19 protein-coding genes are annotated in these 13,311 nt (G+C 34.4%); 10 read left to right on the forward strand and 9 right to left on the reverse strand.

The features are described 5' to 3' along the window. Window positions 1-64: 64 nt before the first annotated feature. Genes dltB through RTP99_RS00580 form a run of 3 tightly spaced genes read right to left on the reverse strand, consistent with a single transcriptional unit; the run spans window position 65 to window position 2,901 of the window. Complete coding sequence (dltB, locus tag RTP99_RS00570; RefSeq protein ID WP_000127924.1) at window positions 65-1,231, reverse strand: D-alanyl-lipoteichoic acid biosynthesis protein DltB; 1,167 nt, start codon at window positions 1,229-1,231, stop codon at window positions 65-67. Continuing rightward, entirely contained in the window at window positions 1,228-2,742 is a 1,515-nt protein-coding gene (dltA, locus tag RTP99_RS00575) for a D-alanine--poly(phosphoribitol) ligase subunit DltA (RefSeq protein WP_000770525.1), read from the reverse strand. Before dltA ends, dltB begins: the two co-directional genes overlap by 4 nt. Window positions 2,743-2,754: 12 nt before the next feature. Then, complete coding sequence (locus RTP99_RS00580; RefSeq protein WP_000440293.1) at window positions 2,755-2,901, reverse strand: teichoic acid D-Ala incorporation-associated protein DltX; 147 nt, start codon at window positions 2,899-2,901, stop codon at window positions 2,755-2,757. A 336-nt stretch (window positions 2,902-3,237) separates the two neighbouring features. Here RTP99_RS00580 and RTP99_RS00585 point away from each other — a divergent pair, with 336 nt between their 5' ends. From RTP99_RS00585 to RTP99_RS00605, 5 genes are all read left to right on the forward strand, one after another. After that, window positions 3,238-4,407 (forward strand): amidohydrolase, encoded by a 1,170-nt coding sequence (locus RTP99_RS00585; RefSeq protein ID WP_000376383.1) that lies wholly within the window; start codon window positions 3,238-3,240, stop codon window positions 4,405-4,407. Between the two features lie 275 nt (window positions 4,408-4,682). Beyond that, window positions 4,683-4,859, forward strand: a complete 177-nt coding sequence (locus tag RTP99_RS00590; RefSeq protein ID WP_000929013.1) for a hypothetical protein — start codon at window positions 4,683-4,685, stop codon at window positions 4,857-4,859. After that, window positions 4,852-5,298 (forward strand): flavodoxin, encoded by a 447-nt coding sequence (locus RTP99_RS00595; RefSeq protein ID WP_000041158.1) that lies wholly within the window; start codon window positions 4,852-4,854, stop codon window positions 5,296-5,298. Before RTP99_RS00590 ends, RTP99_RS00595 begins: the two co-directional genes overlap by 8 nt. A gap of 24 nt (window positions 5,299-5,322) precedes the next feature. Then, window positions 5,323-6,096 carry a hypothetical protein gene (locus RTP99_RS00600; RefSeq protein WP_000544549.1) on the forward strand — a complete coding sequence of 258 codons (774 nt, stop codon included), beginning with the start codon at window positions 5,323-5,325 and terminating at the stop codon, window positions 6,094-6,096. A gap of 98 nt (window positions 6,097-6,194) precedes the next feature. After that, window positions 6,195-6,356: a hypothetical protein gene (locus tag RTP99_RS00605; protein ID WP_000651114.1), complete on the forward strand. Its 162-nt coding sequence runs from the start codon at window positions 6,195-6,197 to the stop codon at window positions 6,354-6,356. Window positions 6,357-6,358: 2 nt separating this feature from the next. On the opposite strand, the gene RTP99_RS00610 is transcribed toward RTP99_RS00605, so the two are convergent. Further along, window positions 6,359-7,261 carry an aminoglycoside phosphotransferase family protein gene (locus tag RTP99_RS00610; protein WP_000379001.1) on the reverse strand — a complete coding sequence of 301 codons (903 nt, stop codon included), beginning with the start codon at window positions 7,259-7,261 and terminating at the stop codon, window positions 6,359-6,361. An 83-nt stretch (window positions 7,262-7,344) separates the two neighbouring features. On the opposite strand from RTP99_RS00610, the gene RTP99_RS00615 reads away from it, so the two are divergent. Beyond that, on the forward strand, window positions 7,345-7,863 hold the full coding sequence (locus RTP99_RS00615; protein ID WP_000715247.1) for a hypothetical protein: 519 nt from the start codon (window positions 7,345-7,347) through the stop codon (window positions 7,861-7,863). 74 nt (window positions 7,864-7,937) lie between these two features. Here the strand turns inward: RTP99_RS00615 and RTP99_RS00620 are convergent, their stop codons facing one another. The 3 genes from RTP99_RS00620 to RTP99_RS00630 form a co-directional block, all read right to left on the reverse strand. Further along, the gene (locus RTP99_RS00620) at window positions 7,938-8,087 is read right to left on the reverse strand and encodes a hypothetical protein (RefSeq protein WP_000744619.1); all 150 of its coding nucleotides are present in this window, start codon (window positions 8,085-8,087) and stop codon (window positions 7,938-7,940) included. Window positions 8,088-8,105: 18 nt separating this feature from the next. Then, window positions 8,106-8,279: a hypothetical protein gene (locus tag RTP99_RS00625; protein WP_000343559.1), complete on the reverse strand. Its 174-nt coding sequence runs from the start codon at window positions 8,277-8,279 to the stop codon at window positions 8,106-8,108. A gap of 69 nt (window positions 8,280-8,348) precedes the next feature. Then, window positions 8,349-9,713, reverse strand: coding sequence for an MATE family efflux transporter (locus tag RTP99_RS00630; RefSeq protein ID WP_000665521.1), 1,365 nt, complete (start codon window positions 9,711-9,713; stop codon window positions 8,349-8,351). 187 nt (window positions 9,714-9,900) lie between these two features. Between RTP99_RS00630 and uppP the strand changes: the two genes are divergently transcribed. Together uppP and RTP99_RS00640 are read left to right on the forward strand one after the other, a co-directional pair. Continuing rightward, window positions 9,901-10,692, forward strand: coding sequence for a bacitracin resistance undecaprenyl-diphosphatase (uppP, locus tag RTP99_RS00635; protein ID WP_000796248.1), 792 nt, complete (start codon window positions 9,901-9,903; stop codon window positions 10,690-10,692). A 187-nt stretch (window positions 10,693-10,879) separates the two neighbouring features. Continuing rightward, window positions 10,880-11,353: an SRPBCC family protein gene (locus tag RTP99_RS00640; RefSeq protein WP_000006436.1), complete on the forward strand. Its 474-nt coding sequence runs from the start codon at window positions 10,880-10,882 to the stop codon at window positions 11,351-11,353. Window positions 11,354-11,380: 27 nt separating this feature from the next. Here the strand turns inward: RTP99_RS00640 and RTP99_RS00645 are convergent, their stop codons facing one another. After that, on the reverse strand, window positions 11,381-11,968 hold the full coding sequence (locus tag RTP99_RS00645; RefSeq protein WP_116733374.1) for a thioredoxin family protein: 588 nt from the start codon (window positions 11,966-11,968) through the stop codon (window positions 11,381-11,383). A gap of 33 nt (window positions 11,969-12,001) precedes the next feature. Then, window positions 12,002-12,433 (reverse strand): regulatory YrvL family protein, encoded by a 432-nt coding sequence (locus RTP99_RS00650; RefSeq protein ID WP_000503436.1) that lies wholly within the window; start codon window positions 12,431-12,433, stop codon window positions 12,002-12,004. A gap of 162 nt (window positions 12,434-12,595) precedes the next feature. Here RTP99_RS00650 and RTP99_RS00655 point away from each other — a divergent pair, with 162 nt between their 5' ends. Further along, on the forward strand, window positions 12,596-13,015 hold the full coding sequence (locus RTP99_RS00655; protein ID WP_000081439.1) for a MarR family winged helix-turn-helix transcriptional regulator: 420 nt from the start codon (window positions 12,596-12,598) through the stop codon (window positions 13,013-13,015). A gap of 136 nt (window positions 13,016-13,151) precedes the next feature. Further along, window positions 13,152-13,307: a hypothetical protein gene (locus RTP99_RS00660; protein ID WP_000184931.1), complete on the forward strand. Its 156-nt coding sequence runs from the start codon at window positions 13,152-13,154 to the stop codon at window positions 13,305-13,307. Window positions 13,308-13,311: the final 4 nt, after the last annotated feature.

The following is a 13,311-nucleotide window of genomic DNA, read 5'->3' on the forward strand; positions in this document are numbered from 1 at the left end:
AAAATCTCCTTTATATCCGAAATATATTATATGTGCAACTTCTTAATGGTATAAGAAGGGTGCATTAAAAGTATCTGTTAAGGTGTCCAGAGAAAATGAGGAAACCGAAACATACAACGTGGAACGTAATTACAATCGCAAGGACGTGTGTAAATTTATTGTTTGGCCAAAACTTATGCTTCTTGTTTTTTCGTTCAAAAATATCGAATAAAATAAACAGTGCGGCATGATATAGACCATAAATAACATACTGCGCAACAGCGCTTCCTTGGATGTGCCAAATTCCCATAATGAAGAAGTTTAAAAATGCCCCGATATACGAAATAGTGTAACGGTTCTTAATTAACTTTTTCTTCGTTGCAAAAAAGACGAAACGCATGTAAATAAAATCACGGAACCAGAATGATAAACTCATGTGCCAGCGGTTCCAGAAGTCTTTAATATTACGACTAAGGAATGGCTTATTAAAGTTTTCAGGAGTTTTAATTCCCATCATATAACTGATACCAATTACGAACGCACTATAACCTGCAAAGTCAAAGAATAACTGCATGCTAGTAGCGTACATAAAAATCACATTAGATAAAAGTGTATCTTGATTGGCGAATACTGCCTTTACAAGGTATGTTGTTATCAAGTGCGCGATTATAAACTTATACAGAAAACCTTGGAAAATACGATTAAGCCCTGTATATAGTAAATTTTGATATTCCTCAGCACTAGGTGGCTTTTGGATATCTTTTTGGAATCTACGATAACGATCGATAGGTCCACTTGAAATCGCAGGGAAGAATAAAACGAATTCCCAGAAATTAAAGAAGGAAAGTTCTTTAATTAAATTATCACGAACTTCAAAGACCATTTGTACAGCTCTAAATGTTACATAAGACATACCTGCGAAAACAATAAAATGCAATTCAGGTACAAATGGTGCGATTTTCGCCAAAATAAGTGGCAAAATCGATAAAATAACAGCTATACAAAACATGAATGTACTATTATTTTGTTTTCTTAAAATTAAATAGCCTTTAATTAGGGCATATTGCCAAATAATAAATGCGGCTAACATAATCGCTTGCTTCGGTTTATCTGAGAAGATAATAGCGATCATGACTAATGTTAATACTGCATTATATTTACGCAACATTTTACCTTTTAATCCAGCTATGATAGTAGGTATTAATAAAATGCCCACTATAGCGAAAAAATAAAATGATCCATATGCGGTCATGCTGTAACCTCACTCAATAATTTTTTGCGATCTACCTTTCCATTTGGTGTCATTGGAATAGAAGATTGATACATGAATTTACGTGGAATCATGTAGTTTGGTAATCGCTCATTGAGTTCTTTTTTAATTGCAGATGTTAATTTGAATTCTTTTTCAAATGAATGTTCTCCAGGAACAACAACCGCTAATAAATAATCGTATTTCTCACCTTTTTTAATTGGAACGATAACTGCTCCTTCTACGTAAGAACACGCACGAAGATGATGCTCAATTTCTTCTAATTCCATTCGATAACCATGCAGCTTAATTTGGAAATCAAGACGACCATTATAGAATAGAAGACCATTTTCAACATAGCCAGCATCGCCTGTTTTATAGGCGCGCTCACCGTCAATCATAGTAAATGCTTTTTCTGTTAATTCAGGGCTTCCTAAATATCCAACGCTTACGCTTGGACCGACAATTACGATTTCACCTTTTTCACCATCAGGTGCAATCGTTCCATCTTCTTTCATAATAAGAAGGCGGCAGTCTGATTTACAGTAGCCAACTGGAAGTGATTTGTATTGATCAAGCACTTCTTCTGTAACGTGAATACCTGTTACAGCGACAGTAGCTTCTGTTGGACCGTACGTATTCATAATTGTTGCTTTTGGGAAACGCTCAATTAATTTTCTAGCTACTTCATTTGGTAACACTTCACCGCAGAATAAGAATGTTTTCATGTTCGGTAGCATACTCTCAGAGAAAGATGCTTCCATTAAACACATTTCTGCGAAAGATGGTGTGGAAGTCCATACTTGTATATCCGATTGCTCTAGAGAAGCAAACAAGTCTTTTGGACGTGCAATCATATCTTTATCGATTGCCCAAAGTGTACCACCTGTTACTAATGATGGGTAAATATCCATGACAGATAAATCGAATGAGAAAGGTGCTTGGTTTAAGAATACTTGCCCCGTTTGTAAGTTGAAATCTTCTACAGCCCATTTTGTAAAACTTACAAGGCAGTTATAAGTAATCTGAACCCCTTTCGGATTACCTGTGCTTCCTGATGTGTAAATAATGTAGAAGTTCTCATCACCTTTTACCGCATGTTCAGGATTTGGAGTGTTCCCTTTATGAGTAAAGAAAATATCTTTTAAGTTGTCCTCACTTACAATGCGAACTGGTAAATCAGTTACAGTTACTTCAGTTCCTGATAAAAGTAGTTTCGCACCAGAATTTTCAGCGATACGTTGTACACGATCAGCTGGGATAGATAAATCTACAGGAATATAAGCATGTCCAGCTTTTACACATCCTAAAAAGTTAATAATCATTTCAGGTTGCATATGGCCATACACCATAATTGGTGAACGATCATCTGGATACTCAGAAGAAATCCAATGTGCTAACGCATCAGAATCTTCCTTTAATTGTTTGTACGTAATTTTCGCATCTCGCCAAACAAAAGCAGTTTGATCAGGCGTTTCAATAGCCCACTTTTCAATTTGTTCTAATAACTTCATAACGTTCCCACCCTAGAATTCATTGTAAATAAATGTACTTGTGTTTGTATCATGGAATCCATACAACCAAAGTAATGCAAATAAAATTGCAAGGTAATAAACCGTCTTTGCAACCCATTGTGTGAGTGGTCGAGACCATATCTCTTTTAATCTTTCCATGTCTTTCCCTCTCTTAATGAAATAATAGCTCTTTGTAGGTATCATGTCCTACATTATTGTGAAAAAAACAAAATTCCACATTTTAGGTAAAAATAAGTCAAAAGGCTCTTTTCTGATATTAGCACTAAATACTAAAAAAGAAAATCCCTAACTTAGCAATTATATTACATTCAGCATCAATTTGTAATGGATTTGATATGTAAATAGGAAGTGGATTGTGTGAATACATAAAAGTGGACTAGAAGAATACGTAAAATATAGTATTTGTGCTTATGAGTCATTCGAGACGAAGTAAACTTTTACATTTTTAGCCCTTTTAAAAAGGAGGAAATTATCATGGATAGAGTGTGGAAGAATCTAATTTCGGAAGAAAATATCGTGAAATGGAGAAGGTATTTCCATAAGTATCCAGAATTATCGTTTCATGAAAAAGAAACTTCGCAATTTATATATGATACAGTATGCTCATTTTCTTCTTTTGAAGTAACGAGACCGACGAAGTATAGTGTACTAGCAATTAAAAGAGGAACCGAACAAGGGAAAGTGATTGCGATTCGAGCTGATATAGATGCGTTGCCAATTCAAGAGGAGACAAGTAAATCTTATACGTCTGTGAATAAAGGTGTAATGCATGCATGTGGGCATGATGCTCACGCGGCTATTTTGTTGGGTACAGCAGAAGTACTATCAAATATAAAGGAAAATTTTGTAGGTGAGATTCGTCTATTCTTTCAGCATGCAGAAGAGGTGTATCCCGGCGGGGGACAAGAAATGGTTGAAGCAGGCGTAATGGATGGTGTTGATTATGTAATAGGTTTACATGTTATGTCAGGACTTGAGAGCGGGAAGATAGGCATTGCGTATGGGCCGATGATGGCTGCACCAGACGTATTTACAGTTGAAATTCAAGGGAAAGGAGGGCACGCGGCGAGGCCAGAAGAAACGATAGATCCTATTGCTATCGGAGCACAGATTATTACAAATTTACAACATATTGTATCAAGAAATACAAGTGCTTTTATGCAAAGAGTCGTTTCGGTTACGCAGTTTCATGGGGGGATGGCTGATAATATTATTCCTAGTGCAGCAACTTTAATGGGAACTGTTCGTTCATTTAATCAAGCATTAAGGATAGAAGCCGAAGAGAAAATTGAGAAAATCGTGAAAGGAATTACAGAAGCACATGGAGGGGCGTATACATATTCGTATCGATATGGATATGATCCGGTTATTAATGATGAATATATTACGAAAGTAGTAGAAGAAAGTGCACTATATTTGTTTGGAAATGAGCGTGTTGTGAAGCTTGAACCTTCTATGGGAGGAGAAGATTTTTCGGCATATTTAAGAAAAGCACCTGGTTGTTTTATTAAATTAGGGACTGGTAATAAAAAGATAGATACTTGCTACCCGCATCATCATCCAAAATTTGATGTAGATGAATCAGCTCTCATTTATGGAGTGGAATTATTTTTAGAGACAACAATGAGATTATTGAAATCATAGAAAAGTATAAAGTGAAACTTTAATCAGTGGGGGTTTTACTGCCCATTAAAGTGGGATAAAAAAAGGCAACTGCGCTCTATCGCAGTTGCTTTTATTTCTTTCCGTCAGAGAGGGCTGAGAAAGAACTATGCTCATTTATAGTATATGAATAGCTAACGGACAAGCTTGTACATTTTAATCATTTTTTTTAAAAAAGTTGTTGACAGTGATAATCAATGTCAATTAATCTAAAAGTAGTTGAAATTGATAATTATTATCAATAGGATGGATGCGACATGTTAATGAGAAAAAAATTTCACCTTCTACGGAGGGGATTAAAAGATAAAAATAAAGAAGTTGATCAGCATATGGAATGGCAACGAAATGTAATTCGTTCTGAATATGTAGATGAGAAGAAGAGCATTCAAACAGAACAAGAGATACAAAGTAAAGGGAGAGGTTCAGTTGAGTAAGTTAGTAATGATTTTTGCAAGCATGAGTGGAAATACAGAGGAAATGGCTGATCATATTGCCGGCGTGATTCGTGAAACTGAAAATGAAATTGAAGTGATTGATATTATGGATTCACCAGAAGCTTCTATGTTAGAACAGTATGATGGAATTATTTTAGGTGCATACACTTGGGGAGATGGTGACCTTCCTGATGATTTCTTAGATTTTTATGACGCAATGGATTCTATTGATTTAACTGGGAAAAAAGCGGCAGTATTCGGATCATGTGATTCGGCTTATCCAAAATATGGCGTGGCAGTTGACATTTTAATAGAAAAGCTAAAAGAACGCGGGGCAGAAGTTGTGTTAGAAGGATTAAAAGTAGAATTAACGCCAGAAGATGAAGATGTAGAGAAATGTTTACAGTTTGGAGCTGAATTTGTAAAACACCTTTCTTAATGGCAGAAGGGAGATGAAGAGCAAGTGCATGAGAAAATCGCAATTAAAACGATGACAGATTATCATTTGTATGATTTTATGCGTTGTCCGCATAAATTTTATTTTCGTCATATAAAAAGAAGAGAACCTTCTTCGTTTGAATGGCAACAAATCGCACAAATGATTGTGAATCGAATTATTAACGAATATTACACACTACCGGCAGGCCAACAAACGAAAATTGTACTTTTAATATTAATAGAAAAGTATTGGAAAAAAGTAAGGATTAATATGTTTGCTTCGAAGATGGAGTATTACATTGTGTTAGCGAAGCTAACGGATCACTTATTACAGTTTGTTGAAAGAGATGATAGTCAGACACCGCCGTTATTTTTATATGAAAAATTTCAAACATATATGGAAGAGTTAGGTGTCCACATGTCATTGACATTAGAAGTTGGTGAGTGGAGTACTGAGTCGTTTGTAATTAAAAAGTATGTTGTCGATGCGGATGAGGAAATGCTTGCTCTTTGTCAAAAGTTAATGACAGTATTTAGTTATAAAGCTTTCGGCATTCTTCCAGGGAAAATTGAAGTTATTAATTTAATAGAAGGAACTACGTATGACTACATTCCGAAACCGGAAGATATTGTAACTGGAATGGCTCATTTATCTAGAATGAAAGAAATGTTACAGCAACCTGAGCATTATACAGAGCGTCATTTTCGTTCTGAGTGTATAAGTTGTGCATTTCGTAGTGAATGCCAAGGGGAAGAAGTAAAGAAAGAAGCGAAACAGAAGAAAAATATCGTACATTAAAGAATGCAATGTTGCATTCTTTTTTGTTATTGACATGAAAAGCTTTTCATCATGTACCGTATATTTGTAGCAGATTTTAATAAAGGGAGGAATAATCAATGAAAGATGAAACGCAAGTATTTCAATGGTTAAAAGAACAGAATGCTCCTTTTGGGATTCAACTGCAAATTTTACAAGCATTTCAACTATATAAAGTCATTATTGAAATGGATAAAAAGTTAATGATGTATGAGGAGAGGGAATATAGGGAGAGAATGTAATCTCATCCCTGCAGTATTACTTTCAGTTGTTCTATACTTGCTAGAAATTCAAGTTCATTCTTTGTTTCAAAGTTATAAATCATATTATGTAGTAAAGGACTGTATTGATAAAAACTTGTGATGCGGTGAATGAGTAATGGATCATGGTGTGAAGTAAGTGTACTGTATTGTTCATATACTGATGTAGTAAATTCATGTCCGAAATCATAATATAGCCCAGCAAAATCAAAGGCAGGATCTCCAATTTGAGCATCACCAAAATCGATAACCCCTGAAATGGTTTTATTTTGTTTATCAAATAAAATGTGATGATGTGTAAAGTCGGCGTGAATGATTGTATTTTGAAATTTAGATGTAGCTAGACAGGCAAAGAAATTCTCGAATAAACGGTTTAAGGTTGATTTCTGGAACGAAGTTAGACTGTTAGTAACATACTCATTTAATTTAGCTTGTAGCTCTTTCCAGTAGGTAAGTGTTTTTTCAATAGGGAATCCTAACGCTGTAACACTTTTTAAAGGAATACTATGTAGAGCAGCAAGGAAAGTTGCTAATTGTGTAATAAGTGCTTTTCGTTCTTGTTTTTCTAGTGTAGTAACTATTTCTGTTTTTAAAGGTTCACCATGAATGAGAGTATAGTAGCTACAAAGCGGAATAGCATCAGTATTCTTTTCATAGAATAGGTGATACTTTGGAACTTCAATTTCATGTAGTGAACAAGAGAGAAGTGTGCATAGTTCTTTTTCTAATGGAATTCGCATTGCATATTCCTGTTTTCGCGGGAAACGAAACAGTAGCTCATCATTTACTATAATCGCTACATTATCCCATCCTTCCTCATTTTGTTTATAGGAATGTATAGAAAGATTAGGTAGAGCTTCTTTAATATATTGTTTGTAAGAGTCCATAATTGTTCCTCGTTTCTAAGTTAAGTTATTCCACTCCATGATATCAGAATTTTCTTTCTATATGTTAAAATATAACTATCATTATGAAGAAGGGCGGGAGAATTACGAAGAAAAGAATAGTAATCATTTCTCTATGTATCGTTTTTGGACTGTTTTGGTCATATAAAGAAGAAGTTTTTGCTAGCTATAAACCGATTGATCAGTACGGATTAAATAAGGAATTAAAGAACAAAAGCATAGAAGTTTTAACTCATAATGAAATGAAAAAGGTAGGAGAACATTTTGCGGCAGAACAACTATCAGTTTTTGAATTTCATAATAAAGAAGATGTGAAACGAAAAGGTGAAGAAATATTTGTAAATAGAGGGTATGAGCAATTAATAAAAAATTATTATCCAAATCGTTTTCAGGATTTAGAGTATAAATTTACAAACGAGGAGATACGTGAAGTGACGGATGAAAGTTTTCTCTATCAAACTGTAGCGTACGTGGCGGGTACTGAAAATGGTAAGAGAAGCGAAATGAAATTGAATTATGAAATGAAAATTGTAAAGGTTAATCATATATTTAAAGTGTTAGAACAAAAACAGTACGTACAATAAAGAGAAACATGAACCAGTACCATAAATATGCTATAAATAGCGGTATAAAAAATCCCCCAGCTCTTCGAGGGATTTTAAAGGTTTTCATTTTGTTGACCAATTTCTTTTTGAGCAATATATAAATTTCCTTGCTCGACTTGTTTCTGAGTAAGAACCGAATCACCTGCATACCCTTTTTCTGTTTTCACAATTCTTTTTGAACGATTGGAATTTTGTTTCTTCATATAATAAACCACCTTTCATCAAAAATAAACGAAAATGATAAGCACGAGTAATACAGCAGCAAAAATGGTAATACCCATTAAAAACGAAGTGTTTTTATATTTAGGTGGCTTATGTACATCTTGCCGATATCCAGGTGAAATTTCAGGGGCGAATTCTTCGTCGAATGATTGCTTTTTTTCTTTTTCGTCCATATGTATCCACCTTTCTTTTTCATTATGTTATACGTTTAAAGAAAAAATATGCATAAAGAAAACCGCCCTCTATCGTGAGCGGCGGTTTTCTATTGTATATTTTCTTTGAACTTGAAAGAGACGGATAAGAAGGAAGGTGGCGCCAAATGCTAAACCGATAATAAGACCAATCCAATATCCTTTTGCTGCCCAGTCCGTATACGTTGCTAATATGTAACCGAGAGGGAGACCGATTACCCAATAAGCGATTAATGTCATAATTAAGGAAACGTTTACGTCTTTATAACCACGTAGTGCCCCTTGTACAGGAGTTGCAATTGCATCTGAAATTTGAAATAAAATCGCAAATATAAGAAATTCTTTTGCTAAATGATGAACTTGTATATCTGTCGTATAAATAGAAGCAATTTCATCATCAAAGAAGTAAAGAAGAATGGAATATAATAGGGCGAATGCAAGTGCTAAGCCAATCCCAATAAACCCATATTGTTTTGCGTTATTATATCGTTTCGCTCCAACTTCGAATCCAACAGCGATAGTCATTGCCATTGCTAAACTTAAAGGCGTCATATATAGCAAGGAAGCGAAGTTCATAGCTGCTTGATGAGCTGCGATTGTTGTCGTACTAAAATTACTCATCATAAGTGTTACTGCAGCGAAAATACTCGTTTCAAAAAAGATAGCAAATCCGATAGGGACGCCAAGTTTTAAGAACTCTTTCCAACTAGAAAGAGAAGGGCGATATAACTGTTTAAAAATATGGAAAGATGCAAAAGGCTCTTTCGTACGAATAATCATAACGGTAATAATTAAAATGCACCAATAGGTTGCTGTAGAAGCAATTGCTGCTCCGACACCACCGAGTTTTGGAAAACCGAAATGCCCAAAAATTAATACATAATTTAATATTACGTTAATAGGTAATGATAGTAACGTAATAATCATCGTTGTGCGAGTTTTTCCTAATGCATCAATAAATCCACGTAAAACAGTGTAAGTAAATAAAGGAATAATTCCGATTGCGATAATACTTAAAAATTGTGCTGCAATACGTTCTACCGGTTCTTCTAATCGCATGCCATTTAAAATGGGTGTAACAGCGAAAAATCCAATAAGCATAACGACGAAGCTAGCGCAAATTGCTAAATAGACTGCTTGTATGACGACTTGGGGAACATCTTCTTTTTTCTTGGATCCAACGAGTTGCGCAACAATTGGAGTTGTAGCCATCAAAATACCTGTTAATCCCGTACTAACTGGAATCCATATACTCGTTCCGATAGCAACCCCTGCTAAATCAATAGGGCTTGCATGTCCTGACATTGTTGTATCAAAAAAGCTCATTGCAAATAATGACATTTGGGTAATAAAAATCGGGAAAAATAGTAATACAAATTGCTTTAATTTTTGTGAGAATGTACTAGTTTCTTTCATAAAATCCCCTTTCTACGTAAAAAAGAAAACTCTTACTATCATACAATTTAATCAAAAAATAGAAAAGGAATAAGCTTATTAAAACTACGGTTTGACTATAAAAAAGGATGCACTTTGAAAGGGGATAAGGTATTATGGTAAGGTATGAAAAAATTACATATTATTAGTTATTAAGGAGGCACTACTCGTGGCTGATTGGTTAATTGGAATAATCATGGGTGCTGTTGAAGGGTTAACAGAGTTTTTACCAGTTTCATCAACAGGGCATATGATTTTAACAGGTCATTTACTTGGATTTGACGATGAGAGAGCGAAAGTTTTCGAAGTTGTTATTCAATTGGGATCGATTTTAGCAGTTGTAGTTATATTTTGGAAGCGTCTATGGTCTTTAGTAGGTATAGGGAAAGTAACAGACGGACCATCGTTAAATTTATTACATATTATTATCGGAATGATTCCTGCCGGCGTACTTGGCGTATTGTTCCATAGTGCGATTAAAGAAGTTTTATTTGGGCCAGGCCCAGTTGTCATTAGCTTAGTGGCTGGTGGTATTTTAATGATTGTTGCTGAGAAGTTTTCGAAACCAAGTACAGCAAGAACATTAGATGAAATCACATATAAGCAAGCATTTACAATCGGAATGTTCCAATGTTTAGCGCTTTGGCCAGGATTTTCTCGTTCTGGTTCTACAATAAGTGGTGGTTTATTAGCTCGCGTGTCACATACAGCGGCAGCTGAATATACATTCATTTTAGCAGTACCAATGATGGTAGCTGCAAGTGGCTTAGATTTAATTAAAAGCTGGGATATATTAAGTGCGGCTGATATACCGCTATTTGCAACAGGATTTATTACGGCGTTCGTTGTTGCAATGCTTGCAATTGTTTCATTCTTAAAATTATTATCTCGTGTAAAACTAACACCGTTTGCTTACTACCGTTTCATTTTAGCTGCGGTATTCTATTTCTTCATTATGTAAGAAATAAATTCTTGGTAACACCCTATAGAATAGACATTTGAAAAAAGTCTATTCTATAGGGTGTTTTTTATCGTGAGAGAAAATTTTTACTCTCATATACTTGTATTTCACCATATGAAATATGACATAATGATGTCGATATAATAATTTTAAGGAAATCGATAGTGTATTTGAGAGGGGCAGTTTAGTGAGTTTTGCAATAGAAATAGTAATTCCAGCACCAATTGATGTTGTATTTGATTATGTAAATAATGACGAGAAAATAATGGAATGGAGTACCTTTATGGTGGAAAATAGGTATCCGCCACATGTAGATGTAAATAATCCTCGTGAAGGTGATAAATATATATCCGTGCAAAAGATGGGGAAGAAAATATATGAGTTTGAGGCAGAAATTTTAGAGTGTGAAGCACCTTATATCGTATCAATTGGATGTGAAATGAAGCAAGGCTATACAGCCGCAACTTATATGTTAGAAGAGGATGAGGAAGGTACATCACTTACTTTAATTATAGAATTTGAACCGAAGAATTTTTTATATAAGATTATGTATAAGTTGACTGGATGGATGACCCGTGCAGTATATATGGGTGAAATGGAACGGTTAGCAGAGTGCGTAGATGCTGCATATTCTCAGAAAAAGGATTGTAATTTTGCTTAATAAAAAACCTGCCGAAATCGGCAGGTTTTATTTTACTACTTTCTCAATCATGCTTTCCATTACATGTTCCCAAAGAGAAGTGTCATCAGCTAATGTGGCACGGAAATTAGCGTACATTTCTTTTTGTTTCTCTTCGAATGTTGGATCTTCTTTTTCAGGCAATGTAGCGCGCATTGAAGTTACTAACTCTTGTACTTTTGGAGCACGTGGTCCCCAAACGGCTTGTTCGTTTCCATCTTTATCAATGAAAATAAAGATTGGAATCGCACGTGCTGTTCCGTTTGTTAAATATTGATCCATTAATTCTAAGTTTTCATCGCGAATTAATAATGACATATCAATATTTGCAACTTCAGAAATTCGTTTCATAACAGGCACGCATAAAAGAGCATCGCCACACCAATCAGCTGTTAATACGATAACACGCCAGCCATCATTTTGACGTTCTTCTAATACAGGAAGTAATTCATTTGGAATTAAAAAGTTATTGTAAATGTGCAGTAGCTCGTATTGATTTACTTTCATTTCATTCACATATGTATCAAAGGACATACCTTTATCAGCCCATTTTTGTAAGTTCATAAGTAACACCTCTTTCGTATGATTTGTTTTCATTGTACCAATTTTTATATAGAAAAGCTTGTATTCTTACTCTTTCTTGTCACTTAATAATTTACTTAATAGGAAAAAGAATAGTACGACACATAATTCAGCTATGTTGGATAGTTGCACGCTCTCTATCCAATCGTCAGCGGTATGAATGACGAACCAATCTAGCGTAATTTCAATGATTGCGAAAAGAGTAATAGAAAGCCAATTTGGCATGTTTTGTGTCATTGGATATAGCAGTGCCTTGAAGAAACCGAAGATGAAAAATGTAATACCGTCTAAGAAAGTAATTAATAAAAAAAATAGAAGTAAGGCAGTGCGCGACCTATACTCTACACCAGTAATATGAAAGATTCCTACATATACAAAAAATATAAATGCAAAAATTACAATGAGGAACAGAATAACAAAACCAATAATCAAAGTTTTATCTTTTAGATTGAAATTCGAAAATTTGTCTTCTTCACCCATTATCCTAACTCCTTTTTTTGGAAATTCAACTTCATTTTATCATGAAATATCTATTAAAAAACTACGAATTATGGGAAAATAAGGTGACAAAAAGTAAGATTTCATGTAAAATTATTAATAAGGTTTTTATTTAATCAAATGAAATAAAAGGGGCTGTCAAAGTTGTCTCAAAATCGAGAGCAATTAATGGAAGAACTATCGACAAATGTTTTTGCTATGTTCCGCACGTTGCGTAATGATATTGGAAAAATATTTGGTGGTTACATACCGTGGAATGAGTTCATCGTTCTTAGAATATTGAATCGTACGAATAAAGAAATGGTATCACGTGTGGCGAATGAGTTAAATGTGTCGAATAGTCATATTACAGCTGTTACAGAAAAATTAATTAATAAAGGTTTTGTAACTCGTTCACGTTCTACGTCAGATCGCCGAGTTGTATATTTGGAGATTACTGAACAAGGAAAAGATTTAGTTGCAAAAATGGAAGGTGCAAAAAAACAATATTTGCAAGAAAGATTTTCTACGCTCTCAGAAGAAGAAATGAATATAATGATATCTATTTCTAAAAAACTTATTTAAGTTATTATAAGTAAGAAAACGCTTACACTCCGGAAAAGAAGACTTTCCTTATATGAGGAAGGTCTTTTTTCGTATGTAAAAGATTATAAAAAAGAAAATATGTAACATACTACTAATAAAGGAAGGGGGCAGAAATATGACAAATCGAAATGGTAGTAAAGGGAGCGGAAATCAAGGCTCACCGAAATCAGGGCAATTTCAACAAGAGTTTAGTGCAGAATTTGAAACTGGTAACGATAATAAAGGAAAAGAATATCGTTCGAAAAAGGGAAGTAAATCAAAAAAGGAGTGAATCA

This window comes from Bacillus sp. (in: firmicutes), assembly GCF_031983925.1.
Classification (GTDB): Bacteria; Bacillota; Bacilli; order Bacillales; family Bacillaceae_G; genus Bacillus_A; species Bacillus_A pacificus.